Annotated in this window: 19 protein-coding genes and 1 pseudogene; 7 read left to right on the forward strand and 13 right to left on the reverse strand. The window is 55.4% G+C overall.

Going from position 1 to position 25,895, the window contains the following annotated elements:
• Window positions 1-6: 6 nt before the first annotated feature.
• Complete coding sequence (locus tag J2754_RS10850; RefSeq protein ID WP_211087437.1) at window positions 7-3,936, reverse strand: helicase-related protein; 3,930 nt, start codon at window positions 3,934-3,936, stop codon at window positions 7-9.
• Window positions 3,937-4,032: 96 nt separating this feature from the next.
• On the opposite strand from J2754_RS10850, the gene J2754_RS10855 reads away from it, so the two are divergent.
• Window positions 4,033-5,964, forward strand: a complete 1,932-nt coding sequence (locus J2754_RS10855; RefSeq protein ID WP_211087438.1) for a DUF262 domain-containing protein — start codon at window positions 4,033-4,035, stop codon at window positions 5,962-5,964.
• On the opposite strand, the gene J2754_RS16210 is transcribed toward J2754_RS10855, so the two are convergent.
• The 4 genes from J2754_RS16210 to J2754_RS10875 all read right to left on the reverse strand — a co-directional run bounded on the left by J2754_RS16210 (window position 5,961) and on the right by J2754_RS10875 (window position 11,624).
• Entirely contained in the window at window positions 5,961-8,810 is a 2,850-nt protein-coding gene (locus tag J2754_RS16210; RefSeq protein WP_245332990.1) for a DUF1156 domain-containing protein, read from the reverse strand. The two genes, J2754_RS10855 and J2754_RS16210, sit on opposite strands and share 4 nt — an antisense overlap.
• Window positions 8,811-8,813: 3 nt before the next feature.
• Window positions 8,814-9,323, reverse strand: a complete 510-nt coding sequence (locus tag J2754_RS10865; RefSeq protein ID WP_211087439.1) for a DUF7680 family protein — start codon at window positions 9,321-9,323, stop codon at window positions 8,814-8,816.
• A gap of 80 nt (window positions 9,324-9,403) precedes the next feature.
• Entirely contained in the window at window positions 9,404-9,706 is a 303-nt protein-coding gene (locus tag J2754_RS10870; RefSeq protein WP_211087440.1) for a hypothetical protein, read from the reverse strand.
• 283 nt (window positions 9,707-9,989) lie between these two features.
• Window positions 9,990-11,624, reverse strand: coding sequence for a transposase (locus tag J2754_RS10875; protein WP_211087441.1), 1,635 nt, complete (start codon window positions 11,622-11,624; stop codon window positions 9,990-9,992).
• Window positions 11,625-11,710: 86 nt separating this feature from the next.
• Here J2754_RS10875 and J2754_RS10880 point away from each other — a divergent pair, with 86 nt between their 5' ends.
• Both J2754_RS10880 and J2754_RS10885 read left to right on the forward strand, forming a co-directional pair.
• Window positions 11,711-11,905 carry a hypothetical protein gene (locus tag J2754_RS10880; RefSeq protein ID WP_211087442.1) on the forward strand — a complete coding sequence of 65 codons (195 nt, stop codon included), beginning with the start codon at window positions 11,711-11,713 and terminating at the stop codon, window positions 11,903-11,905.
• Entirely contained in the window at window positions 11,902-12,342 is a 441-nt protein-coding gene (locus J2754_RS10885; RefSeq protein ID WP_211087443.1) for a hypothetical protein, read from the forward strand. The genes J2754_RS10880 and J2754_RS10885 overlap by 4 nt, the downstream gene beginning before the upstream one ends.
• Window positions 12,343-12,361: 19 nt before the next feature.
• On the opposite strand, the gene J2754_RS10890 is transcribed toward J2754_RS10885, so the two are convergent.
• Both J2754_RS10890 and J2754_RS10895 read right to left on the reverse strand, forming a co-directional pair.
• A complete protein-coding gene (locus J2754_RS10890; protein WP_211087444.1) occupies window positions 12,362-15,319 on the reverse strand; it encodes an ATP-binding protein in 2,958 nt (985 codons plus the stop codon).
• A 108-nt stretch (window positions 15,320-15,427) separates the two neighbouring features.
• Window positions 15,428-16,207, reverse strand: a complete 780-nt coding sequence (locus J2754_RS10895; RefSeq protein WP_211087445.1) for a hypothetical protein — start codon at window positions 16,205-16,207, stop codon at window positions 15,428-15,430.
• A gap of 150 nt (window positions 16,208-16,357) precedes the next feature.
• On the opposite strand from J2754_RS10895, the gene J2754_RS10900 reads away from it, so the two are divergent.
• A complete protein-coding gene (locus J2754_RS10900; RefSeq protein WP_211087446.1) occupies window positions 16,358-16,714 on the forward strand; it encodes a hypothetical protein in 357 nt (118 codons plus the stop codon).
• 156 nt (window positions 16,715-16,870) lie between these two features.
• Here J2754_RS10900 and J2754_RS10905 read toward each other — a convergent pair whose 3' ends face one another.
• The 3 genes from J2754_RS10905 to J2754_RS10915 form a co-directional block, all read right to left on the reverse strand.
• Window positions 16,871-17,026 carry a DUF7837 family putative zinc-binding protein gene (locus J2754_RS10905; RefSeq protein ID WP_211087447.1) on the reverse strand — a complete coding sequence of 52 codons (156 nt, stop codon included), beginning with the start codon at window positions 17,024-17,026 and terminating at the stop codon, window positions 16,871-16,873.
• 733 nt (window positions 17,027-17,759) lie between these two features.
• Complete coding sequence (locus tag J2754_RS10910) at window positions 17,760-19,181, reverse strand: argonaute/piwi family protein (RefSeq protein ID WP_245332991.1); 1,422 nt, start codon at window positions 19,179-19,181, stop codon at window positions 17,760-17,762.
• Window positions 19,178-20,584 carry a hypothetical protein gene (locus J2754_RS10915; protein WP_211087448.1) on the reverse strand — a complete coding sequence of 469 codons (1,407 nt, stop codon included), beginning with the start codon at window positions 20,582-20,584 and terminating at the stop codon, window positions 19,178-19,180. The genes J2754_RS10910 and J2754_RS10915 overlap by 4 nt, the downstream gene beginning before the upstream one ends.
• A gap of 97 nt (window positions 20,585-20,681) precedes the next feature.
• On the opposite strand from J2754_RS10915, the gene J2754_RS10920 reads away from it, so the two are divergent.
• Window positions 20,682-21,491, forward strand: coding sequence for a hypothetical protein (locus J2754_RS10920; protein ID WP_211087449.1), 810 nt, complete (start codon window positions 20,682-20,684; stop codon window positions 21,489-21,491).
• Window positions 21,492-21,500: 9 nt separating this feature from the next.
• On the forward strand, window positions 21,501-22,265 hold the full coding sequence (locus J2754_RS10925; RefSeq protein WP_211087450.1) for a hypothetical protein: 765 nt from the start codon (window positions 21,501-21,503) through the stop codon (window positions 22,263-22,265).
• A gap of 474 nt (window positions 22,266-22,739) precedes the next feature.
• Here J2754_RS10925 and J2754_RS10930 read toward each other — a convergent pair whose 3' ends face one another.
• Window positions 22,740-23,207: a helix-turn-helix domain-containing protein gene (locus J2754_RS10930; RefSeq protein ID WP_211087451.1), complete on the reverse strand. Its 468-nt coding sequence runs from the start codon at window positions 23,205-23,207 to the stop codon at window positions 22,740-22,742.
• Window positions 23,208-23,303: 96 nt separating this feature from the next.
• Here J2754_RS10930 and J2754_RS10935 point away from each other — a divergent pair, with 96 nt between their 5' ends.
• Window positions 23,304-23,879 (forward strand): DUF8170 family protein, encoded by a 576-nt coding sequence (locus J2754_RS10935; protein ID WP_211087452.1) that lies wholly within the window; start codon window positions 23,304-23,306, stop codon window positions 23,877-23,879.
• 32 nt (window positions 23,880-23,911) lie between these two features.
• On the opposite strand, the gene J2754_RS10940 is transcribed toward J2754_RS10935, so the two are convergent.
• Both J2754_RS10940 and J2754_RS10945 read right to left on the reverse strand, forming a co-directional pair.
• Entirely contained in the window at window positions 23,912-25,276 is a 1,365-nt protein-coding gene (locus J2754_RS10940; protein WP_211087453.1) for a restriction endonuclease, read from the reverse strand.
• A 313-nt stretch (window positions 25,277-25,589) separates the two neighbouring features.
• A pseudogene (locus J2754_RS10945) lies at window positions 25,590-25,799 on the reverse strand (transposase); the annotation flags it as partial.
• Between the last annotated feature and the right edge of the window lie 96 nt (window positions 25,800-25,895).

Here is a 25,895-nt window from a genome sequence, read left to right on the forward strand (position 1 = left end):
CCCGAGCTACGAGGACCTGGTGCGGTTCTCAATGAATTCCTGCGCCCATTGATTGAGGAACTCTACCGTCTCTGACCGGTCCTCGACTGAGCCACCGTCCGTAAGCTGGACGAGCGACGTGTCCGCAGCATCTTCTTCGGCCCACCCGGTCACAACCCACGGCTTCTCAGCGGTTCCGACTATTTCTCCGTCAGAATTCGTAGTACAGGCGGATTGGGTGAGATTCAACCGATCCGACGTTTCGACGAGCGTCGCTGCTAACCAGTTGAACAACGGACTCCCCGGAGCGAGGAATCGGAGTGAGGGGTACTCGTCAGCTGTATCGGGGTCGAAGGTTACACCGATTCCTTGGTGCTGATTTGCGATGCTCGCAGCGAGGGTATCCTCACTTTCCTCCGCTGTAATGGGAGCGTCTCCCGGATGCTGAAGGCAGTAGATGTATTCTGCGTCTTCCGGTTCAGTGAGGTCGAATTCGAAATCCAGTTGCGACAGTGGATCAAACTGAATCCCCGCCTCGGTGAGCGTTTCGTTCTCCAAGAAGACTCCCTTGGCGGCGTCTACGGTAAAGACGGGGTCTCGGTTTTCACTCGGGTTCCCAACCTTTCCGAGATCAGGATGGGAATAGGTTTCCCAAGCGTCCAGACGCGCTTCTTGGATAACCTGTTCACGTAGTGGTCGGTCGCTGTCGACCTCTGCGAGTGAATCCTTGAGCTCTACTGGGTCGTCCTCACCTTGCTGTTCCTCGATATCTTGGTCGATATCCCGTTCGAGTTCTTCATACTCCTCGCTGTCCGCCTTCGCCCCTTCTACCATCGTCGCCTCTCGAATCTTCGACCCGACACTGGATAGAATCGGCTGCATATCGCCAACGACGTACTCAAACAGACCGATCCGGTCGTCTAGTCGGTCATAGATATCTGATTCGACGGTGTCCTCGTAGCTGTAGTTGAGGATGTAGACGTCGTCGTATTCCTGACCGATGCGGTCGATACGTCCGATCCGCTGCTCCACTCGCATCGGATTCCACGGGAGGTCATAGTTGATCATCGCACCGCATTCCTGCAGGTTCAGCCCCTCACTTGCAGAGTCCGTACATACGAGAATATCGACCTCTCCGTCGTTGTCGGAGAATTCTCGCTTGACACGTTCCTTCCCCACGTTTCGCCAGGCGTCTGCTTCTTCATCGTACATCTCGCCGCCGTCGCCCGAGTAACAGGCGATATTCTCGCCGTACTTCCACCGCAGTTGCTGGCGGACGAAGTGCATCGTGTCTTTGTACTGCGTGAAGACGATGATTCGACTCCGTCCCTTCCGATCGAGCATGTCGAGGTCCTCGTACAGCTGATCCATCTTCGGGTCGTCATCGACCTGCTTGACCTCCTGGATGAACGACTCCAGTTCCTCGATCTCCTCCTTGAGAAGATTGATCCCCTCGTCAGTAAGACTCGGTGCGAGTTCGGTGAGATCGACATTCAGCACGTCCTCGCCGGCGTCCTCCAACTCGGCGATCTCGTCTTCACTGTATTCGCTAAGTGCGTCTAGGGCCGCCTGCCGATCCTCATCCTGGTCGTCCCGAATTCGTTTTCGGCGTTCGAGCACCTTCCGCTGCGTTCGAAGTTTCTCTAACCGGGTAGAGAGACTCTGTGAAATCGCGTATACACTGCTAGTAAGCCGCTGGCGATACGTCGTCATCACGAACCCAATGGCGCGGGCTTCCGTCTCTGTTGACTGCTGTGCCTTCTTGTAGAAGGTTCGGGTGTATTCGTCGATTCGATCATACACCCGACGGGTTTGCTCGTTGAGTTCGATACGCCGTCGCTCGGGCTTTCTGGTCGGGACCGTTTCTTCGAGCAGCCCTGCTTTGCGATATTTCCTAAGGGTATCCCGGGTATTGCGGTGGATGCAGGCATCGACTGGGGTTGCCCACGAAAGTACGTCTTGGAGAACCTTCCAGCCGTCCTCGCTGAGTTCGTCGAGGGCGTCGAGACGGTCGCTTCGTGAGGAAATAATCATCTCCTCATTCAGGATTGATTCCGGATACAGCAGCCGTTTGAGCTTGGTATCTTCATCCGCTCCGAACGGATCGATTTGCTCCTCAATCGCGGCGTCCACCTTCCGTCGGTAGTCGTCGTACTCCTGCCCATACCCTCGTGCCAAGTTACACGCCTGGAGAAGCCGCTGTTTCGCGACGCCTCGACCTTGGTCCTCCAGCCCGAGTTCGTCGACGATCCCCTCGAGGACAACGTCCGCGTACTCTATCGAGGAATTGAACCGATCCTGAAATGTCCCATTGAGAGTCGCCTGTGACGGATCACTCGATGTCCGGGATGAGAGATCGGCTCCGCCTTCGATAACGGTCGACAGCGCCTGGCGGGTCTCGAAGAATTCGACAAATCGGTCGCGATCATCCCACGCCTCGGGGATATCGAGGAGGGTCAGGAGATCGTAGAGTTCGCGATGGTGGAGCTGCATCGGGGTCGCAGTGAGCAGGTAGTAGCAGTGAGTGTGATCGCGGAGCCGTTCGAGGAGATTGTAGAAGTTACTCCCACGACGTGCGTTGTGTGACTCGTCGACGACGACTGCGTCCCAGACGCCTTCACGACCGTCCGGGTTGCGTCCGCGACAGCTTGCCGGGATGTCGTCCCTCGTCCGGGCGGTTCCGTCGTCAGCTGGCGCGACTTGGTCCCACCGGCCTGTGAGTCGCGCTGTGTGCCAGGACATGATGATGACAGTCGGCGTCGGGTCATCCTTCCGAGTGTGTGCGAACCGCCACAGCGGGCTGTTCGTCCACGCCTCGTCCCGCCGATCCGCATTGATGTCCAGGTCACCCGTCCCCGGGACTGGATGCTCTTGGCCGAAGGAATCTATGAAGGCGTAATCGTAGTCACTCCCTCGATCGTACCGATAGGCGTTGATGTTGAACTTCTCCCAAAGTTCTTCTTGCCACTGGACGGCGAGACTCGCTGGTGTGAGAACGAGTGAGTTCTCGAGTTCGCCAGTCAGACCGAGGCGGGAGAGTGTTAGGCCGACCTCGATAGTTTTCCCGAGGCCGACCTCGTCGCAAAGGAGATAGGAGTTCGGATACGTGTTGACTGCCGTATCGGAGACAACTCGCTGGTGTGGCCACGGATCGATCGTGCTCGCTTCCTCGGCGAGTTGGAGGCCGCCGGGGGCTTGTGCCCCATCGGCTAGGATCCGGCCTTTGTCGCCGTCAGTTGGGGCCTCTGGTTCGCGGAGTTTCTCGACGATTTGGGAGACTTCGACGTCGTTGTCGGGGGCCTTCCAGTCGATTAGCTCCTCTTTCAGGGCCTCCGGAAGATCGTAGACGTCGACGTAGGCGTGCTCGTCTTGCCACAGCTGCTTAAACGACTCTCGGTCGCCTTCGACGTAGGGGGCTTGACCGTCGTCCCACGAGCGGTGGACTTTGAACCGCTCGTAGTTCCGCGTCCAGCCGCCGGCCGTCTCGTTGATGCTCCCTTCGAACGAGATCCAGTTCCCGTCCTCATCTCGGAAGATGCCTACTTTGGGGTGGAAGATACCCCACTCCCCGCGGCTGGGGACCGCGATCTTGAGCTCGAGTCGATCCTCCCGAAGGAGCCAGGCGAGCAGCTGGAGCTGCTGATCGAGAGTTTCGTCATCCAAGCCCGTCAGGTTCTCGTCGAGATCGTCGGCGAGTGCTTCCAGCACAGGTCGATCCTTCGGTTGAAGCTGTGCGCCAACGATGAGTCGCATTCGGCCGTCGTTTTCTACGAGTGCCTCGATTCCGTTCCCAGCAGCAGCGAGAGAACCGCTATCGAAGTAGCCTGCAATCCGGTCGTACTGGACGCTTCGTTCGAGCGCCGGGACGTAGAACTCCTTGATTAGATGAGCTGCGTCGTTGCTGGGCTGGCTTTCGTAGATAGACTGCCAGTCGTAGTCACGGAGGGACCTAGCCATCTGATATTGACGTATGCCTGCTCCACAACATAAAGAGTGGGTACATTTTGATAAAGCAGCACAGAATTTTTGCGATGCCGCTTGGAGGTGTGTTTCATGCAAACTGGGAAGAAACCCTTCAAAAACCTCGTTCCCGGTCGTGACTTGTTCTACGTGCCGAAATACCAGCGCAACTACTCGTGGGATGAGAAGCAACGCCGCGAACTCTGGGAGGACCTCCTCGAATCTCTCGACAAGACGCACTACATCGGAACGTTCCTGATCGAGGATTCGGACGAATCAGATGACGGGCTCTACGATGAAGTCGGAATCATCGACGGACAGCAACGGCTCACAACACTCCTGATTTTACTCTTCGAGCTACAGGAACAGCTCCACGCTCACGGAAGAGAGGAGTACGCGGTCGACATCCTGGATAACTACCTCGTTGCTTCTGACCAGCAGCGACTTCGGCTCCAGGAGGACGACGATGCGAAATTCTTCAAGAAGTACATCCTCGAGGACGTCATCGACACGGAAAAATCGACACAGAGCTCGAACCCCGAAGCAGAGTACACGCTCGACACACCCTCGAAACGCCGGCTGGCGAATACGAAGTCGTTCTTCCGTGAGAAACTGGAGGACGCCCCGCCGGAAAACACCGATTACGAGGACCCGGTGGAGTTCTACACCGACCTCTATTCGACGATTCAGAACCTCGACCTGCTCGCGTACGTCGTCGAATCGCGGGCCGAAGCCGCGCGGATCTTCCAGACCGTCAACGACCGGGGGAAGGGCCTCACTGACCTCGAAATCACTAAGAGCTATCTGATGCACCGGCTGGCGCTGGTCACCGATGACGGACCTCGTGACGGGGAGGACGACGAGGAACAGCGGACTGAGGGCCTCATCAACATCGTCCAAGAGAACTTCGGCGAGATATACTCGAACATCGAGCAGATCACCGACACCGATGTCGGGAGCGGCCTCGACGAAGACCAAATCCAGCGGTATCACTTCATCCTCTGGGATGCGAACTGGACGACGAGTTACGATAAACGGTACTACCAGAATCACCTCGAGCACGTCAAGAAGGCGTTTGCCACGGACAACGGCGACCTCGCCGAGGAGATCATCGACTATACGAACGATCTGAAGCGATCCTTCCAGCGGCTTCGGGAACTGGTTACGCTGGACGGAATCGACAGTACCCGTATCGAGACACGATTGGAGAATCTCTACGCCGTAGGCCGTCTCGGGAATTTCTACCCCCTTCTCATCACCGCCTACGACCAGTACACCCGCGACCTCATTTCGGAATCAGACTTCGTCCGTCTCCTCAAGAAGATCGAGACGTTCATCGTTCGAACGTATCTGATCGAGCAGAAAGCCGCTGATACGGGGCGAACAAGAGCCTATCCCCTGGCCCGACAGCTCTACTACAACGAACCGGGCAAGCAGGCAGAGGACATCAGTCCGAGTTCCGTCGACGACGTCATTGACAAGCTCGCTGACCACGTCCACAACTACTGCGACGATGAAACCCTGATGGACACGCTCTACGACGCCGACGTCTATTCCTACTACAGCGACTCCAACCGGAAGAACGAGCTTCGATACCTGCTCTATGCGTATGAACTCTCGCTAGAACGCGAACGGGAGAACATCCCCTTCGAGGTGCAGAAGGTCGTCGACAACGAGGACGACCGTTTCACGATCGAGCACGTCTGGCCACAGACCGTTTCAGACGAGTTCCCCGAGCACCTCCACGAGACCATCAACGAGAACAGCGACCGGCTGGGCAATTTGGCGCTGATGACTATCGAGGATAACGCCGGGAATCAGAACGACCCCTTCGAGAAGAAGAAAGCTGCCTTCGATGAGTCCAAGTTCCGGATGCTCAACGAGATCTTCGAGAACAAGGAGTGGAACGAAGCAACGATTGACGAACGGGAGAGACGAATCTTGAACGTGATTCAGGAACGATGGCCGGATGAGGTCGCACGCCGGAAAGAGGAATCCCCTCTTTCAGCGTTCCAAGAGGATTAGAAGTCGTTTAGACTTCCCTGCCGATCTTCATCATCCTCATCGTTGGTAAATATTGACGAGTCTAAATCAAGATCCAGCATTTCACCTGTTTCGCCAGCTTCGAGGTCTCTTGCTAGTTTCCAGTCGTCGTGGTCGTGGGGAAGCACCCGCAGGAGTCCTTCGAGAGTTGCCTTGAATGAGGGGTCTGACCCACAATTCCGATCATTCATCCAGTTCCACGCTTCTGTTGCTCCTTTCGCTTCATAGATGTGCATCGCGGCGTGTACTTTGTCTAAGGCGGTCGAGAACGAAAGGCTATCAGGGTCTACCGGTTTTCGACCCGAGCGATTTTCTGGTGCCTTGTTCACGTCCTGGACGCGATCACCGTGCGGCCGAAGGACTATGTCTCCACTTTTTGTCCGCCACATACGGTTCTCCTTTTTCAGGCTATCAACGTTTTCTCCCACTCCAACAGCCAACCGTCTTCCTTCATCATATGGGAAGCGTTGAGCTTCAAAGACGAACCAAGCTAGGACGTACCACTCTGTTTTGGCGTCGACATCTCGGATTCCTTCATTTAGATATTGCTCGATGAGATAATCCCGAACTGCCCCTCTGGCTTCGTCAAGGGCAGTCTGAGGGGAGACTTCTTCACCCGTATCATCAACTACGGGGTAGTTTTTGGTAAATATCTCAAGCGTTGGACCGAATGAGGCCAACATCATATCCACCTTGGTAAACTCGGCTTCTTGGGACTCTAATTGCTTGACCTTCTCCTGAGCCCGAACCTGTGTATCTTTCTTGACTTCCTCCCACAGAGTCGGCTCGGACCGCTGGAGGTCCCGCTTCTCACTTGATAAGAGAATGGTACTGTCTGCACTGTTCCTTCCCGCCTGCTGAACACGGTGTTGATTTTCCGTGTTAACTGGGTGTGAGGCAGTAACTACGAACCCAGATTCGATGAGTGCTTTTGTTAGTGTATCCCACGCCTCCGTTTCCTTGTGCGTGAACATCATAGTGAAGATGCCGCCGGGATTGAGGACGCGGTACATCTCCTCAAATATATTTGTCATTTTCCGCTCGTATTCCCGACGGGCCAGTTCCTTCTTCGACAGCTCGTCTGATTCAACTCCTTCAAAGCGAGATTTGTTGGCCACTGCCTCATCTTCTTTCTCGGTTAGAGTGGAATTGAAGAAATCTGGAATTATGTCTTTTAGATACTTCTTCATCCAGACGTAGAAATAATCTCCCAGCTCTGCATACATTATCATCCCGTAATAGGGTGGATCAAGAACTACTGCATCAACATCACCATCGTCGATCGATAGGTCTGCCGCGTCACCTTGGAGTACCTCTGACGGGGCGTCTGAATTTTCTAATAGCTCTCGGACACCTCCATAGACATCTTCTGCAATATTCGATAACATCCAGTCATATCCGTGATCTTCTACAGTGAGATTATGTTCGACAAAAGACCAAGAGAAGGCAAAATCTGATCCTGCGAACATGTGGCCAATCTTCGGTTGGCTCGCGTCCCATTGGGCCATCCGACTGTTGTAATCGAGGGCCTTGTCCGCAACCAAACAAAGATAGACTAAGATGGATTCCGCCTGTTGTTCCGGGTATTCGTCTTGGATTTCTTGTTTAACCTCCTCGAACTTTTGCCAATACGTGTGGTGTGTGAGAAGCTGGCGAGGTGTGAAAAGATCTCTCCACTCAGTCATCCCATTTCTACGCAACTCCGTCGTCTTTTCTCCAGATGGGATAGATTCCGTTAGCGAAGTAGAGATGTCTACATCTGAATCTGCAAATTCAGTTGCTTTCTCAAACGCCTCGAAGTCCTTTTCCTCAGGCTTCCTGAATTCACACCCGCCCGATGTATACGTGTCATAATATATGGCATAAAGTTGATAGTCGAAATCGTCTTCCTGAAGTTTCTCTTTCAGAGAATCACTTCCCAGAGTAACATGGCACCGAGGACACGTCATCTTACTATAGGATATTGTGCCATCTGTGGGATTGAATTCGTCTCTCTCTACGTCTTCAGGAATATCAACGATGTCGAAATCAACATGATCGCTCTCATCATTGACCCGGGGCCTGACGGCTTTTCCACTCCCCCGATTTCGGTCCAACCACCAATTTGAGGCCAGCGGGACTTTCAACCCACAATCTGGGCAGGTGACTCGGTGGGCAAAGAGATATGTCTGAATCTTCTCATCATCTCTCTCTGGGAAGAATTCTTGTAATTCTTCTCGTGCCCTGCTATCTATCTCATTCCCCCATTTGATGATGTCGTCTGTTAGATCGACATCTGTCCTGGTATATTCTAATAACGCCTTGAGGACCACTGAAGGAACTGGATTTAGTTCGTTAGCAATAGTTGGGAGTCCGTACCGAATACTCTCTAAAGGTATAGATCCGCCGCCCGCCGTTGCGTCGAGGACCGTTGGGAGCTCTCCGTCCCAAGTATTTTCTAATGAGTTGTGAATTTCATCTTTTTCAGTGTCAGAGGGGGTGTACCGCCAAATTTTCCGGTAGCCATAATGCTCGTGTTCCGACCCACTCCGCTGATCTTTGGTTTGTCTCTTGTTACGTACGTGCTCCGCTATGGAATCGTCTGGATTACGATTGGATGGCTTAAATCCCATCCAGTTCAACAGGGTGTCATCATCAATAGAGTCCGGGAGTACGGATGCTAAAACAGCTAATCTAGATACAGGTGTTGGTCGTGGAGCGAACCACACATGGGCATATCTGTGAGGTGGCCGGTGCTGGAAATCCAGATTTTCTCTTTCCGTCTCAATCCCAATTGTCCGCACCGGTACCGTGTCCTGAATCTTAAATTGCCGATTATTGTCAGACATGATTTATTCGGTCAGTAGTGTTCGTAGTGCCTTCGCGCCACCAGAGCTATTCGGAGACCTGCACTTTGCGTTCCAGTAATAGCACTCCTCTAAACTCATTCGAGCAACTCCACGAGCAAGATCTCTCATTCGATCAACCCTCCGCAATGGCTTAATTCCAATAAAACCCAAAGAAAGCCTGACGCCAATTTCCTCGGGCAGTAGGAGAGTTGCTGATCCAGTACTCGTAACTTGCTCAGGCTTGATATCCGCTTCTCGAAGACTCTCATCGATAAGCTGGAGAATACTCCTTAGACGTGACCCGGATAACCTGCTTACCTTTACCCCAACCCAGTTGTCCCATGTCCACTCTTCGGAGCCGTTGGTCTCTCTATTGATTATTTGTTCGAGCGGGAGGGTTTTTGATGAGAGCTGCCGACGGCGTTCCAGCCGTCGTTTCCGTGCATCAGCCTGCTCGGTCGGAAGTAGCTCGTAGAGTGTAATCGTCGCCTCGTTCCCTGTCTCATCACGCACGAGCGCAAATGTGGGACGACCACCATAGACGCTACTTCCTAGGGCGAATGACTCGCCTTGTTCCTCGTCTCGTTGGATACTCATGAGTCGTCACCTTCGATGTTCGTCGGTCCGCCGGCCTGCGCTCTGACAGTGATGTTTGTCCCGTCGAGTTCCTCACCAAGTTGTGCGAGTACGTCGTCTTCGTCGCCGTCGATGGCCTCCGGTTCGTCCATCTCGAACTTAAAGCTCAGCTTGATCTTCTGACTTCCACCTGCCCGGTCACTGAATCCCTCTGGGCTCTGAGTAAGTGTCGTGAATGCGTCGACAGGCCCAGTAAAGTTGGCGTTGAATGTAGCCTCGCCGTTGCCCATCTCTGCACGGCTCTTGTAGTCGAGATCCACGATAATGGATTCATTTCGGGACTTGACGGGCGATCGTTGCGCAACGAAGGATCCGTGCTTGAACGGCTGATCACCTTCGATTTGGACGATGAAGTACGTTGAACTTCGAACCGGGCCGACCGCCGAATCGGCCCGGACCGACGACGATCTCGGCGCAGTCCCGAGTCAGTCACCGCGCTCGACGAGGGAAGAGCTCCGCAACTACCGGCCGAACGAGAAAAAGAGGGGGCGTCAGACGGTGATGTCTCTCACGAGTTGCGAGCTCGGAGAGCGAACTCAGGCGCTACCCGTAGTCCAACCGGAGGATCTTCTTGATGAACGTGGTGAGCTCCACCGCGCCCCGATCCTTCGGTCGGTGGTTCGGGAAGTCGTCGCGGAGGAACTTCCGGGTGAGCATCCAGCCGTTGTACAGGAGCGTGCTGAGCCAGAAGAGGAAGACGCGGACGCCGTGGTCACGCGACCCGGTACGCGCCATCAGCTTCGTCTTCTTCTCGGCGTAGGCGTTTTCAACGCGCCAGCGCTGTTTGTGCCGGCGGATGACCCGCTTCGGGCTGTCCTCGTAGTTGAGCGTCCCGTAGGGACGACGGGCCTTCCAGAGGATGTCATCAACGTCGTCCAGGTCCAGAACGTCGGGTTCATCGTCGTCGTTGAACGCATCGAGGCTCTGCTGGCTGTTGCTGATGACGGCGTCGAAGTCGGACTTGTTGGCGTTGTTCCAGTCGGGTTCCGCGACGACGCGGACCTTCTCGGAGAGGTTGTGCTCGGAGGACGTGACGGGGTAGTCCTCGTAGTCGTCGAAGCGCCCGCTCATGGCCGCGAGCGCGCCCTTGAGTTCGTCGCCCCGGCGCTTCAGCCGGACGGACGGCGTGATGTCGCGCTCCCGGCACAGCTTCAGAATGCGGGCCGACTCGAAGCCCGAGTCCAGTCTGAGCGTGTCGATGGAGACGTACTCTTCGGCCTGTTCGAGCAGGCGCTGAACGAGGTCGTGCGGGCCGATGTCCTGCGTGTAGGGTTCGACCGCGACCGCGACGTCCTTGTCGTGCTCCTGGTCGTGCGCGACCAGCGTGGCGAAGTGGAAGCCGTAGGTCGTGCCGTTCTTCGGCTCGCCCTGCCGGTGACCGTCAGCGGGGTCGTCGGTCTGCGGCCAGTACGGGATGACGGTGATGTCGATGTAGGCGTCCAGGTCGCCCTGGAGCATCCCCGCGCCGGTCGCGGCGCTCAGGACGCGGCCGTTGACCCGCTTGAACTCCTCGTGCCATCCGTCGGCGTCGCGCTGTTTGACGGCGTTGAACGCCGCCTTGATGGAAAACTCGTGGTCGTTGTCGCTGATGATGTTGGCCGGGGCGTCGGTTTCCTGAGCGGCTTCGAGGAACGGCGTGAGGATGCTTCCGGCCTCGTAGCTGGCGTTGCTGGCGCGGTCGAAGTCGGTCTCTTCGAGCATGATCGCCCGGACGTGGCGAATCTTCTCGTCCTTCGCCTCTTCGGGAATCTCCGGCAACGGCTCGGAGTCGTCTTCGACGTCCACCTCGGCGAGGAACGGGTCGGTGAGGCTCTCCGGGAGCGTGGCTTCGATTCGCTCGCGGACGTAGTCGGCGTAGCTCTCGAAGAAGACCTCCATGTCCTCGAACTGCTCGCGCATCGAGTAGGAGAACGAGGAGTGGTCGAGGTTGTCGTCGAGGCCGAGCGACTCCCGAATCGTCGGGTAGCGGTCGAAGTGACGCTCCAATTCGAAGAACGAGCGTCCGGTGAGAATCCGATAGATGTGGGCCTGAGCGACGGACTGCGGGTGCTCACGCCCATCGCCATCAAGTCCGTCCTCACGGTCCGTCGTGAGGGGACCGGGCTCGTCGGCGACAGCCTGCGCGATGGCCTGCTCGCCAAGAGCGGGCTCGGCCGCCGCGCGGGTGTCGCCGGTCATACACGTAAAAGTCCGAGAACGATTGATAAATCTTCCGTGGCGTGTGGTGCGGATTCTACGGCCTTCGCGGGCGGCGAGGTGATAGCATGACAAATCCTGAGAAGTTCGAGAAGACGACGCACAGAGAGGTTCATCGGTGTTCTGAGTGTGACGAGTTCGAGTTGGAGAAGAAGTTCAGCGGCGTCGCAGGAACACCGGGTGAAGAGGAGTACGACCGCATCGAAGCACCGGACCAGTGCCCCGTTTGTGGCGGGGAGATCGAATGCGAGGTGATTGCATGAGCAACGATGCCCCCTACATCCAACGAGACCTGATAGACCACGCAGACCTGGACCGCGTCGATTGGTCACACGCGTGGAGTCGTGAAGACGCACTCGAAGAAGCGCTTCCAGAGGGCACAGAACAATCGTTCAAGCGTTCTGGCGGCTACCAGGGAGAGTATGCTCTGGTTGTCCGGTTCGACGATTGCCTGTGGGTCGAAACCGGCTACTACGGCTCCTGCGGCGGGTGTGACGCGTTCCTCGCACACAAACGTCAGGAGATGGAGCGGCTCCTGAGAGATGCGTATTGCTTCGAGGATGTCCAAGACCTGGCGCAGTGGGCGCTCGAAAGTGAGGCTCTCGAAATGAGCTACGGCAGTGCCCGTGAGCAACTACACGAAGCTCTTGACGAACTCGGCGTGAGCTTCGAGGGGCAGAGTGGGGGTGACGGACGATGAATTCGGACGACGACGTTCGTCAAAAAACCGGTTCAACGCACGGGATGAGTGAGTCGATTCCCGCCGTCGCATCACCGCCGGCTTGGGAGACGGCGTGCCCCCGAATTTCACTGAAAGCCCGCTTCGCGCTCATCGACCCGGTGGATTTGTTCCACGTTCCACCGGGACCCGTTTTGCATTCCTCGCAGAGGACAGGCTCGTCGGCTTTCGTCTTGCCTTCGACCTCTTCTCCGCAGTCGTCACACTCGGCGGGTTTGTTCCGACATTCCTCACAGAGCTTGTGGGTGCTCTGGGGTGGGAGGTCCTTACCGCAGTTCGCACATTCCGTCAGCTCTGGCGGACGAATCTCGTCGGCGTGCTGATCGAGGAGGTCCTCGATACTACCGAAGAGTTCGTACTCGTCGCCGATCTTGACCTGCGAATCCGTAATCGAGGTCGTGACGTCCGGCGACTCCGGGAGCGGCGCGTCGTGTTGCCAATTGTCTGGCTGGGACTGGGCGTTCCAGTAGGCTGTCCCCGTCTCGCTATCCCAGTAGGCGTACTCGTGGTCCGAGACCATTCGGGCGATGGTCTTTCGCAGCGGTTTCGTACTTAAGAGGAAGGGCAGCCCCGGCTTCCGGGCGAACTGTGCTTCCAGGTCCGCTGTCGTCATCCGGCGCTTCTGGCTCTGCCACAGCTTCTGCTCGAACCAGACCTTTCCTTTGGGTTGGTCGTCGTCCCGGATGATCCGGTTCATGTCCTCGAGCGTGGTTCGGACCGCGTCGACGAGCTTTGTCCCGCCACCGGCGTCGACGGACGTGATGGTTACGTGCGTTAGCCCGTCGTCCTCGACATAGAACAGGTGTCGATAGACGTTCCGAACGCTCTCACCGAGGAGCCCGCGTGCTTCGTCCTCCCTGTCCCGGAGTTCTTGAAGCTGTTCGTCGGAGAGGTCTGCAGTCTGCTGAGAGTCGTCTCGGAGGTCCTCGATAGCTTCGAGCCGCGTCGCTTGGTCGACCGCATTCTCGAGAAGTTCCGCATCCGGGGCGAGAAACAAGACGTAGTTCTTGTGCGAACGACTCTGGATGGTTCCTCCGTGTTTTGCGGCGGTTTTCTCGTACAGCTCCTGGATTTTGTCGGGAACCTCGGTTTCCTGACCACGCTCCGTTTGTACGGGCGCGGTGAGCATGTGCATAATCGAGAGCGTAGGTGTGGAGCCGTCATCTGCCATGTCCGCTGGCTCCTCGGGGAACATCTCGACGTTGAATCCCCCACTCCCGACCTCGCGATCCAGTCGAGCTTCGAACCGGCTTCGAGCCTGCTCTTCGGAGGTGTTCTGGATCCGCTGGTCGATGATTCGAATCAGGTTTGGCTCGGCTTTGAACCGGATCTGATCCTCGTCGTAGAGGTAGTAGCAGGCGACGTTCATGTCGTCGCCGCCGAGGTTCTTCAGCGCGTTATCGTAGTGGTCGAAGGAGACGCCAGGATGGGCGACAGCCTCGTTGAGCCCTCGTCGAGCGATTCCTGACGCCTGCTCACCGAACGCGAGACTATTCCAGAGCACCGTCGTCGTGATGTGGGATCCGAGCGCGGGGATGCCCTTCTCCGTCCACTTCTGGTCCTCGAGTTGGGCGTGTGCGGTCCCGTCACGAGTATAGATGTCCGCAGTCACCGCCGCACTCAGATCGACGAACTCGAACAGGGATTCGTTGAGTGTCGCCCGAATACTCCCGTCCGGAGCATCGTCTGCCGGCGTGAGATCGTAGAGACGGAGGAAGTGACGGTCATACTCCTCGGGCTGGTGATTCCACAGGTAGTGAATCGCTCGCCCGAGCAGTTTCAGTGCTCCACGAGTCCGCTGGAAGTCCGGGATCGTGTCGATCTTCTCGGTTAGCGTTTCGAGAACAGTAGGGTGGAATGGGTATTCTCGTTCGAGTTTCGAGCGGTAACTGTCCTCGCTAACCTCCTGCGGGAACTGACGGGGGGCTTCGTCGTAGAAGTGGAAGTACTGCTCGGCCACCGTAGCCGCCACATCTGTATCGATTTCGTCGAACAGTCGATGCTGGAGAACAGCCCCGACTTCCGTCTCGCCGGTCGGAGTGATAACCTTCTGTTGGCGCTGGACGACAGCGTCCAGTTCATCGACCAGGCCACGGACCTCTTCGGCCTCCTCCTTGAACGCCGAGTCCGCGATACTGTAAATGACGGTGAGTGAGTCAGCTTGGGCGGCTGTCTCCAGTAGCGACTTCATGAAGGAGACAGTCTGACTGGCCAGGGTAGCCCCGCCGACCTCGAGCGTCGAGGCGTCCTCGAGGTACTCCGCGATCTCGTCAATAAGGACCACGGCGGGCTGGTCACTCTGTTCCAGGAGATCCTTCAGCGTGTTCTGACCAGGGGCCTGCCGGTCCCGGTCGTAGTCCTCGATCTCCCGATAGCCGTCCAGCCCGAACAGCTGGTAGGCAATCTCGCCCCACATCGTGTTCGTGTCCGGGGCGTTCGGGTCAGTCCGACTACTTCGGGCGCTGCGGGCGTCGACGTGCCCGCCGACGAAGACAGCTGAATTTGCTTCGAGTCCATCGGAAACAGCGTCCAGATACTCGGTCGCCAGCTCGTCCTTATCGACGAACTTTGAGAGATTTCCAATCTCGGTCGGATTGTTTGCGAGATGATACGAGGCTATGAGGTCGTGCGTTTTCCCGCCGCCGAAGGTCGTATCGAGACAGAGAATACTGCTCTTGTAGCCGTGCGTCTCCCGGTCTGCGGCAGCCAGAAACCGTCCGGACAGGTTACTCAACAGTGTGGTCAACCCCTCTGTCGGATACGTAGTATCGAAAAATTCCGCGGCGTCACGATACACAGGGGCGGCTTCATCGGGCTCGTGGGCGACGGTCGCGAGGTTTGCAGCGAATTGCTCCTCCTCTAACGTCCCGTCGATAACGTCGGAGCGAGGCTGGCAGGCCTCGAAGAGGGAGGTCACCTCTTCTTTTTGTGTACTCATCGTATGACAAGACGTGGTTTTCACACCACCTTAAAAGTTCGAACCTGTGTTGCCAATTTCTGGTAGCAATTGATTACTGGGATCGCATCCAAATTGTTAGAAAATTCATCAGCCAATCTTCCGCACCCGGTCCAATCCCCGATACAACCAGCTTACCGCTCGCCGCTTCCACGGCAACCTCCGCCGCTCCAACTCCAACCAGCCATCCTCATCAACTGACGCGTCAAATTCCACCATCAATGGCCGTGCCGACTCTGTCTCAACAACCAGCTCCACCACTGCCCCCTCCCAATCCGCATCTCCGACATCATCCGCGTAGAACACACCAGAGGAACGGATCACGTCCGACTCCGTGGACCCCTGCGGCGACAACACCGCATACTCCGCCTCCTCCGACACCGGCCGGTGATACGCGTCGCCGGGGCCTGTCCGGATGAACTTATCGCCGCCGATATGCGGGTAGATCTGCATATTCTGGTTCCTGTACTGCCGCATCAATTCCAGCGTGGTGTCCCGTCCAGCCGGGATCGTGGTCCGCCGCGTGTGCTCTTCATCGTCAACCACGAGTTCAGCGCGGCGGGGTAGCCACGGCACCGGGTGGAAACTCCGGATCACGTCGTCGTCGACGCGAACGCGGAGCTGGATAACCGCTTCACAGTTCTCGGCGGCCCGCGTCCCGATGTTCTCGATCGGTAACCGGATGGAGCGTTGGGTTTCGTCTTCGTCGACCTCAACGACGTCGCGGAGAGCGACCGGACCTGGGTAGAGGTAGGGGGAGTGTAGCCAATTCCAGGCAGCATACGCGATCAGGGCGCCGACTGCGGCCGTGGCTATACTTCGAAGCCACGACGGAACGGTAAGCGCAGAAAGTATCGATACCCCGTCCATAAGACTGGTGTCGAACTACTGCCAGATAATTCCACGCTCCCGCTATACCTCGTCGCCTGAAATGATTGTTCGCTGCTCCCCATCTTCGTTGCGGGCTCTACTGTCATCCGCTGCTGTGTCTTTTTCACACGTGCAAACCTAATCGAAGGTATGGAACTAGAGGCAGCCAAGGAACAATTGCTGGATGAGACGACCGATGAGAACGATTTCGAGGACACGGTCGTCGTACTGGAGATGGAAGTTATAGAGGAAGACGTGGGTATCATCCGGGGCGAGTACTTGGAAGGCGGCGAGATAGAAGCGACGGGAAGCGTGTTGATGCCGCTCGGTGAACCTAACGAAGAAGGTTCGTGGTGGGAAGGGATGGAGGTTGACGACAAGAGAGCATTCGGCTTCCAGCTGGACACTCGGAAAGAGACGTGGTCCGAAAAATTCTCCGCCTTCTTCAGCCGCGGGATCGAGGAAGGCCGTCCTCAGGAATTCATCCCCGGAGTACCCACGCAGTAACTCAGTCCAACTGATAGCAGGCGATATCCTTTCCACCGCACTGCGGACACGTATCCGTATCACAGCCCAAATTCGCACCGCAGCGTCGGCACTCGTACAGAACAGAACCGTGGTCGCTGCCGAAAACGTATTTCAACCCGCTAACGACGACTGATTTCATACCGGGTCGACGATGTCGCCACAGCCGGGGCACTCGGTCCACACCGCGTCGTTGCCGTCGCTGGTTTCGTACTCGATCAGGACGTGGGCCTGGGCGATGTCGGTGTGGCAGTGCGGGCAGACGCCGAGCGGCGACGATCTCTGAGCGGACATAATGTGAACCTCTTCTAGGTATTGTGGATATGGAGTGTTAGAGGGTTGGAGCGTGTGACACTCGCTTTGAGGGCACCGGGGAGGGGGAAGCCCTCTATCAGCATCAAAGACGGGGATATCCTATATAGGTCAGCCAAGCACAGTGAAAGTGGAAATAAGGGACAGGGCAACGATAAAAAACTGCGTCAGCCACATATCAGATCTGGCAGGTACTGTTTTCGACACTTACGCCGCTGCCCTCCAGCACGATCAGGCCAATTGGCGACCAAAGTGACGGCATCACGAAGGTTGACCTCGGCTACGTCGTGATCATTCCGGAGGGGTCTCCCGCGACGAACTGACTGTCGAGATTGAGTTGGTTCAATAGAACGTCGCCTTCGCTACGATCGTCGAGCCCGATACTCGAACGCTGTGATTTCCCGTTGTTTCCCGTTAGAACAGGTTGGTCCGTTCAGTTTCGGTGAGTCGAGTCGTGTGGCTATGAGTCGCCTGCTTGACCGCTGTCTGAGCTGAGAGCAAGAAGCAATCGTAGTTATCGATACTGCACTGGATCACGGACTGTTTGACGATGTTCTCGGGATGGTCATGTATTTCTTCACCACGACGACGAATTCTTCGATCGTATCTGCGATGACCAGTCCGTACCCTTGGTCACTGAGGAACGACCGGAGCTGATCAAATTCGTCCAGCGGAAGTTCAAAGCGGTAGTACTGATTGTTGTTGTGTAACGCATTCACATATAGTAGTAATATTGCTTGTCGGCTTCAACAGGGTCAATCCCTTGTTCAGAGATTACGTTGCTAACTTTCCGCGGAACCTTGAGAGTGATTGGTTCTTTAACGGCGAAATCGGATGTATTCCAATCTAGCTTCGTCAGGAAGAGGATTTCTTCGCAGAGTGTTTCATAATCGCTTTCAGTTTGGACATCTGGTCTTATTTCGATCGGCTCCGGAATGTTGCTCCCCTCATAGGTCGCCACCTCTGGGACATACCCAGTGGTGTAGAGGTAGTGGACGTCGTCGTCAGGAACTGAAAGCAGCGTTCCTCGAAGTGGCGGGAAGTCACCGTCCGGGAATAATCTAACTCCCGTCCCACGGGTTCTGATGTGAACATAATCGTGCAATCTGACCTCTTCCGCACCGGCCTGGAAGCCTTCGCGTTCCTCGTCCCAAAACGGAGAGGACTTGTGAATGACTATCCGCTCAGGAACCGAGCCGCGGTTCCGTTTTTTGTAGTAGTTGACAATCTGTTCAGCGATGTTCTCAGCTCCCTTTTTCGAGACGTGTGGTTGCCCGTTTTCGTCCTCTGAGATGTCTTTCAGAGGCTCGCTCTGGATGATGTTATAATCTTTCCTGGCGAACACGTGCGCTAATGCCGCACGAACAACGTTCCCATCTCCATCCTTGTCACGGTAAAACGAGAGCCCAGCATAGCAGGTACCGTGGTCCATCTTCTTAGTTTTCCACGGGTGACCTCGTTGCGCCTTGTAGAGCAATCCGAGACTGAGATTCCATGCTTTCGTCGCTCTGTCCTGCGGAGACGTTGTATTCAACGTCTCTGGCTTGATCAGCTGTGTCGGGATGCTATTCTCCATCCCAGCGATCTTGATTTGGCTATGGAGGTTTTTCCCACCAACAATCACGTCACCGTGTTTGCCGTCTCGTAATTCCTCCATAATTCCGTCTGGAATGCACACAACGATGACGTCGGGTGTCGGGTCATCATCCGATAACCAATCGATCTCCTCTCGAACTAAACTCAGGAACTCTTGGAACTTCCCTTCCTTCGTATTATGTGCCTGCACCGACCGGATCTCGCCCTTCAGAATACGGTAACGCCACCGCTCAGGAAAGGCGATTGATGTGTTCAGGTTGGATCGAGAATTCAACCCAGGAAATGGGATCCGCCAAGGACGGATCTTATCGTCGTCTAAATCGGGGTGAATGACAGTGCTCCAATCAAGGAACAGGTCGTCAAGCAATCGAATAGATTCGGCATCACCGATGGCAGCTACGTTGATTGCTTGATGCTCGTTATTCTTTAATCGAGGTCCGTATTCCATCAACCCACGCTTCGGAGAAACGTCCGAGCCTCCGTTGAAATGGATCTCTGGCTCCTCCAGACGAGTGATCTCGAAGGTACCTTGCTCTGTCATTCTGTATCCTCCGGATTGATTGCCCCCTTCAACTGATTTTCAACGAGTTGATTTCGCTCATCACCTGATTCCGGCGGTCGAACGCCCTCTAGAATGAGATCCTCAACCCGCTGGATTTGTACTGTCTGGAGGTTGCTCGGCAGTTTGAATCGGGTTAGAGATTGTTCCAAGGCCAGCTCTGATAACCAGATTTCGACGGTGCTGCTCTTTCGATTGTTCTGTGGGAAATTCCCCGGGTTGAACCGATCTGAGAGGTACTTCTTGCGGTGTCCAGAAACTAACTCTTGACCATCTTTGGTGAATTCCGTTGTCGGGTAGAGGCCGAGATAGTAGTGCTCAGTGAAGAATTTCACAAAGACGGTGACTGAACGGTGCCGAACCTCCCCTGTATCAAGCTGTTGCGTCACCCACTTTCCATTGACTTTGAGGTCTTCATCTTCGTGTCTCATGTACACGCGAGTATCGCGTCTTTCCCGGTTTACCTCGGCACCTATTCGATTAGCGATAGTTGTCACGATACCTCGAACCAATACCTTCGAAATGTTGACCTCTGTCTCTGAAGGGTTTCTCACCGCAAATTCTCTGAGTGACGTCGCCTCGAACGAGCCCTCAGAGCACATATTGCTTGTTTCTTCATCAAACTCGTCCGGATGCACGAGGCTGTAGATCTCGTTGTTATGGTAATGAATGGGTAGAACATCGTGCGGGTCGTGTGAGTAGAATTTCTTCGTAGTTACTCCATCCGCTGCAGGCACTCTGTAGAGTTCAGGCGGCAATTCAACGACTTGGAGCAGGTTCGATTTATGAATCCCCGATTCACGAACCGGCGCGTAGTTGATCGCGTATGGGTCGTACCCGTACTCACCAGTCTCTTCGTTCCGGCTAATGATTCTCTCAAAATCGCCGATTTCGTAGTCGATCCAGATGTAAGAGTTCTCCAAGAATCGTTTGAACCGACTGGAATCGTGCTTATCCAGAAATGACTGGTACGCCCCTTCAGACTCCTCCTTCATCTTCTCGAAAAACGACTTCACTGCGTCGTCCTTCAAGCGCTTAAATAAGTCCAGCCACAGCTGCTCGTTCGCTGATTTTGATGCGAATAGATTAAATTCGTACCCACGGTACGCGCCTTCCGACCATTGATAGAACCGTTTGGCGAACTCCTCAACGTAATCGTTTGGGCTTAGCCCGCTCTTTTCCGACGAGCGGTACTTTACCTCTGCCACCACTTTAGACCGATTGCCTGCTTTGGGGATGAACACTAAATCTTCGGCTTCGCCTGAATCTTCGGCTCGTGTGTCAAGGAAGTACCCGCGGTGGTTCTGAAACTCAATAACGGCGTCGCTGTAGTCACTTCCCTTCTGAGATGAGGTCTCCCGTCTGTTTCCTTGACGAACCGGCACAAGCCAGTAGAACCAGTGTTAAGTCTTAAAACTTGCAGGTCACCTACCATGCGGGTTTCCCCATACCATTAAATGTGGGTAGTTAGAAGGCTCTATTATGAGAAATGGCCAATTGAGTCTCATCAGGGAATTCCTGGAAGAGAACCACATCTACGAGGACTTACCCGACAAGGCCATTCACAAACTCTCTTACCTGGTCTATAAGCACTCACAAGACCGTGGAGTAGATCTCTCAATCCCGTACTTTTGGTACAGGTATGGTGTATTGACCCAACAGCCCACATCGAGTACTTCAGAACCGTCTTCCCCTAGCTTGGATTCTGATGAGGAAGAAACGGTGAACAATGTTGCCGAAATGGTGCTTGAAAAGTACTACAGTTCGTCTCTCAAGGAAATCACCGATCTCACCTACAAGGACGCCCCATACGAAGTATTCCGTCACTGGAGAGAACTGGATAAACAAATCAGCAGGCTTCAGGACAACTACAATCCCTTCTTCGATAATACGCCGATCCGCGAAGAAATCGAGGACAAGATCGAGCGAGTATACGACTCATTCCCTGTTTCGGAGTTCTCTCAACACGAGACTGACATTTCGACATGGTACTTCTCGATGATCCGCGAACTCGATATGGGGTTACAGAACGTAGACCGATTACATGATGTGAATACGGTATTCTGGGGTATCTTCACACTCAGCGTGGCACAGAAACACCATTATAATATGACGAAAGACGAAGTGTTGCAAGCTCTCGGGATCACTTCGTTTGAAGCAGAACTCGAAGAACGTCGAAGTCTGTTACGAAGGTTAGAACGAGATGGACTCGATGACCGCTTCGACGAAAGTAATGACGATCTCACCGCTACGACAGACGCCGTGATTGAACCTATTTTGGAATCCCTATAGGAGATACTTATGAAACGCGAGCTCTTCGTAGATACCAATGTCCTGCTCGGATTGACATTTTACAGCGACCGATGGTTCCGAGAAGCCCGACCAGCGTACGATAACGGGCACGAGATTCATGCGAGCGATCTCGTCGTCTACGAATATTGTTGTAGTCCACGTCCTTTCCGTCAGCCACCGGACAACCCCAATGAATTGGATATTGATTGGTCGAATGACCAGGGGTTGGTCGGCAGGATCCGAAAGCGTTTGTCAAAACCTTACCGAGAGTATCGTGGTACGGTCCGACGGATGTCGGATGAGGAGTTAACGCTGGACAACGTGGTGCAAGAATTCATCGAGACCTTCGAGATACGAGAACAGGCAGAGCCTCAGATGCGCGGCGAGTTTGAGAAAGAATTCTCTGACAAAGCAATTACCCGGCAGTACGTCAACGAGTTCGCTTCAGAATTGATCGACAAGATCCTCCGCGCTTCAGACGTGATGAAACAGAACTTGGCAGAGCAAGTTAAAGTCCATAATTCCAAGTATCACGTTGCTGATGAGGACAAGCGGAAATGGAAAGAATTCCCGGAGAAATCCCCTTGTGAACCCGATTTATCGATCATCGTTGATGCGACACAGGTGATTAATGAGAACAGCGTCAACACGGTCCTTTCTGGCGACTCCGACATATTAGCCTTGCAAGAAATTGCGAATTCGTACTTCGGTTTCAGCATCCTTTCGATGGCTGATGAGTACTCTGTGACCCACGAAAAGAGGGTAGATACGTGATGTCCTCCAATGACTGACTGCGGGGGCCTTGTTGAAAACCCTTCGTCGATGACATTCAAAAGAAGCCCCCCGAACTGTTCACGAGCAAAGCGGCTGAAACTCTCTGTTAGACAAAACCGCAAGACGGGATGAGGGTTTTAACAGAGCCTCCTTACCGAAAACGTGAGGGACATTCGTTTGTCAACCATCTCTTAGCACCTCTCCAGACATTCTCTTTCTCGATTGTTGTACCAGTCGTTTCTAAGCCTCCCCCACCGTCTCTAATTCGGAGTTGAACTGTGCTTTGCTACGCCGAAATAGTGGGCAGCGCACAGCCTCGGAGGATGGAATTGATGCGTGCCTTCTGTTACGATTCATCTGTTCTGAATCGAAATCGAGACTGATCTCCATTGTGGGCTTTGCGCTGGTTACATTTCCAGAATATCTCGAATGTCGAGCTCTCCGTTCAGCAAAACGCACGCTCCGCGGTCTATTTCAGTTCCGTTCATCTGGACGGTCGACGGCTTCGGCGGCTTTGATCTCGTCTGTTTTCTCGACTTCGGCGAACAGCTCTCGGTATGCGCCGGGCTCGAAGAGGTTGTTTTGGTCGAACAGCTCGCGGGCGGCGTCGGTAAGCTGAAAGAATCGGTAGGGAAGCCCCCGTTCGAGCCCCTTGCGGTCCCGTTCGACGACCTCGATCAGTCCCACCTCCTCCAACCGGATGAGGTGGTCGGTGAGTGTCGACGCTGCGACGCTCGGATTGTAGTATTCGAGTTCTTTCTTCGAGGGCGCCCCTTTCGGATGACCGACGATCGTCCCGATGATATTCGCGCGGGTCGTGTCGTCGAGGGCACCCAACGCTGCGATCGGATCGAGGCCGGCCGCGTTCTCGGCTGGCGTGAGCGGGGTGGCGTCAGGCCGGGACATTATGTATGGGTGTTTGTCCCCCGGCCGGATAACCATTTCGGTGAACTTCGAAGTGGTAGCCAGAGTGCTTGGGTATTCCACTTCCGGTCGTATTTCCGTACCGTTAGGTGGCGGTGGTGACTGGTGCCCAGTATGACCAACGACGACGCTACCCGTGCAGTCATCGACAAATTGGGTGACCAGCCGGGCGAGACGCTCACACCCGAACGGGTCGAGGCGATCCAGACCGCGATGCACGAGGACCTCGGACGATTCATCAACAACACGTCCTACTTCGTTCTCGGTTCCTACGGTGAGGAGGAGCGACCACGATTGGAGGCTGTTCGCGACCAACTCGCGAGCGATGCCGCAGCCTCGAACTCCGATGACGGGGTCGACGCGTTCCTGATGGACGATATTCTGGATGTGTCAGAGTTCTTTACGTCGAAATTCAAGCTGCTGGTCAGCTACGCGGATCATATCGTGGGGGTGTACGAACACTCCCAGGGAGGGCACGCGTGGGAAGCGGGCTACATCGATCAGCCGACCTATCGGGATCGGATGCGAGCGTTTTATCGAACCTACGAGACTGAGGAGGAACAGTACGCGGTCTACGACGGGATGTTTGCACACTATCTCCTCTCGATGGAGCGGGTGGACCGTGCGTACACGTGGACGACGCCCGAGGAACTTCGTGACTATATTGAGGATGCCTACGCGCCCGACTGATTTGGGCTCCTCAATCTGGAGACTCTCGTAATCTAGACAACACCGCCGATGACGAGTAGCCCGACGACAACTACCAGCGTCGCAACCATGCTCGCCCCAGCCAAGAGTTTGTTCTCCATCGCCTTCTCGTGGATGGGCATGGCGGCGTACTCCTCGCGGAACGCCTCGAGATTCTCCTCGTCGTAGAAGTACTTCGTCTTCAGCGCGAATCGTTCGGTCACTGCACAGCCTGTACAAATCGGCTCTCTTTCGAGCCGTTCGGTCTTGGTGTGGCTGTCGCAGGCGATCGCTCCACAGTTGGGACAGTAGGTGTACGTCTCGTCGGCCCCGTTCGTCTCGCAGTGGACGCAGCGATGGATCCCGTCTTCCGCGGTGACCCGAGAGGGGCCCGCCGCATAGTATTCGTAGGGATAGGTGTACTCTTTGAGATCAGTCGTATGCCGCACCTCAGGCAGGTAGACTGGCTCGATCGACTGGACGGAGATGTCCGAGCGGTTCGGCTCGCAGGTCTTGTTGTACGTGACGTTGTTGTCGCCGGTGTAGGTCACCGTCGTCGTGTGGAAGTCTTGGAGGCGGTCGACGGCCCACTCCTTGTACGCGGTCTGCGTCTGCCCGAACCGGCGCTCCTCAACCTCGTCGAATACCTCGCCGAATCGGTCGGTGTCCAGGTCGACCGTCGCGTGCAGGTTTTCGGTGACCAGCGTCGCGACGTCGTCGTCAGCTACCTGCGGATGTCCGCGTTCGGCGTGAACGACGAACCGCGTCCGTTCGTTGATCCGGTGGATGATGCCGACTGATGTCTCAAAGACCGCGTTGGTGTCGGCGGTGACTGCCACGACCGGCCGAAACGTCGCCTCCGAGCGTGGCGCCGGCCGGTCGGTGGCCTCGATGTTCTCAATGTCGCGGAACACCTCCTCGACGGGCCCGTCGACGTCGGCTGCGGGGTCGTAGGGACGGAGTGTTTCGTCACAGAGGATTTCGATTCGACCGTTGTAGAGGTCGAGGCCGATCTCATCGGCGATCTCCCGGAGGTCCTCGCCGTCGAGCACCTCGATGGGATGGGGATCGTCGTTCTGCTGGAGCCGGGTAGCGTACTCCTGGGCGGGGTTCGTGAATCGTCCGGTTGTGACGACCATCCCGTGCTTTGGCCCCTCGAAGTCGAACGTCGCGATGGCCGAATGCAATTTCTGCACGACCGGCCGCCCGACTGCATCCGTGTGCTTGCACTCGACGATGATCGCGCGTCGCTGTCCGTCGACGACCTCCTCCATAATGACGTCTCGCCCCTCGTCGGCGGTCCGCTCGGCCTGACGGACGTTCTCGTAGCCGAGATTTCGGAAGACGTCCTCCATCACGTCCTCGAACTCGAATCCGGAGAGGTCGTCCAGTACAGCCATTCCGTTCCAAGTGGAGTATAAGTTGCTACTACTATATACGTTGTCGAGGCTGGCGATGAAAACACGGCGACATGACCACGGTTATTGTTTACTCATCTCACAGAGTGTCCGACGCCGTCTGGTGGAAGTTGAGACTACAACGGGTTTAGCGGGACCCTGATGCGTGGTTTCGGACGAATAGATGAGCAAAAACTGATTCAGATCGCTTTCTGACCGGGCATTATTGTTGGATAGCCAGCTAATTCAGTATGTTTCCGAGACCGCGGGTAGTGTAGCCACTCAGGCGCCGTGCTACCACGCGTAGAGGGCCTTGCTATCCGATTCCGGTTTCCTTCTTCAGCAGCGTCAGCGTATTGTCGGCTGTTACGATCGGCGAATGTTCGTACTCACCAGTCAACTCAACCTGCACGAGCAGATCGACAGCTCGCCAGATCGAGTACAACAGGCAGGCGAATGCGAAGTAGAAGAACCGTAGCCCGAAATCCTTCGACGTTGTCGCCGCCATGAAGCGCTTTATCGATCTGGTACGTGTTTAGCCCCAGATCGGTTTCGGTAGTCTCTCGTAGGGGCCGTGAAACAAATAACGTAGATCGATGCAACAGGCGAGTGAGTGCACCCT

Source organism: Halarchaeum nitratireducens (assembly GCF_017874695.1).
GTDB lineage: Archaea > Halobacteriota > Halobacteria > Halobacteriales > Halobacteriaceae > Halarchaeum > Halarchaeum nitratireducens.

What these genes read in the sequence shown, in the direction of transcription:
- J2754_RS10910 (WP_245332991.1), bottom strand. Translation starts at nt 19,181, where the DNA reads ATGACAGAGCAAGGTACCTTCGAGATCACTCGTCTGGAGGAGCCAGAG.
- J2754_RS10925 (WP_211087450.1), top strand. Translation starts at nt 21,501, where the DNA reads ATGAAACGCGAGCTCTTCGTAGATACCAATGTCCTGCTCGGATTGACA.
- J2754_RS10940 (WP_211087453.1), bottom strand. Translation starts at nt 25,276, where the DNA reads ATGGCTGTACTGGACGACCTCTCCGGATTCGAGTTCGAGGACGTGATG.
- J2754_RS10920 (WP_211087449.1), top strand. Translation starts at nt 20,682, where the DNA reads ATGAGAAATGGCCAATTGAGTCTCATCAGGGAATTCCTGGAAGAGAAC.
- J2754_RS10890 (WP_211087444.1), bottom strand. Translation starts at nt 15,319, where the DNA reads ATGAGTACACAAAAAGAAGAGGTGACCTCCCTCTTCGAGGCCTGCCAG.
- J2754_RS10875 (WP_211087441.1), bottom strand. Translation starts at nt 11,624, where the DNA reads ATGACCGGCGACACCCGCGCGGCGGCCGAGCCCGCTCTTGGCGAGCAG.
- J2754_RS10895 (WP_211087445.1), bottom strand. Translation starts at nt 16,207, where the DNA reads ATGGACGGGGTATCGATACTTTCTGCGCTTACCGTTCCGTCGTGGCTT.
- J2754_RS10930 (WP_211087451.1), bottom strand. Translation starts at nt 23,207, where the DNA reads ATGGTTATCCGGCCGGGGGACAAACACCCATACATAATGTCCCGGCCT.
- J2754_RS10905 (WP_211087447.1), bottom strand. Translation starts at nt 17,026, where the DNA reads ATGTCCGCTCAGAGATCGTCGCCGCTCGGCGTCTGCCCGCACTGCCAC.
- J2754_RS10855 (WP_211087438.1), top strand. Translation starts at nt 4,033, where the DNA reads ATGCAAACTGGGAAGAAACCCTTCAAAAACCTCGTTCCCGGTCGTGAC.
- J2754_RS10935 (WP_211087452.1), top strand. Translation starts at nt 23,304, where the DNA reads ATGACCAACGACGACGCTACCCGTGCAGTCATCGACAAATTGGGTGAC.
- J2754_RS16210 (WP_245332990.1), bottom strand. Translation starts at nt 8,810, where the DNA reads ATGTCTGACAATAATCGGCAATTTAAGATTCAGGACACGGTACCGGTG.
- J2754_RS10880 (WP_211087442.1), top strand. Translation starts at nt 11,711, where the DNA reads ATGACAAATCCTGAGAAGTTCGAGAAGACGACGCACAGAGAGGTTCAT.
- J2754_RS10850 (WP_211087437.1), bottom strand. Translation starts at nt 3,936, where the DNA reads ATGGCTAGGTCCCTCCGTGACTACGACTGGCAGTCTATCTACGAAAGC.
- J2754_RS10885 (WP_211087443.1), top strand. Translation starts at nt 11,902, where the DNA reads ATGAGCAACGATGCCCCCTACATCCAACGAGACCTGATAGACCACGCA.
- J2754_RS10900 (WP_211087446.1), top strand. Translation starts at nt 16,358, where the DNA reads ATGGAACTAGAGGCAGCCAAGGAACAATTGCTGGATGAGACGACCGAT.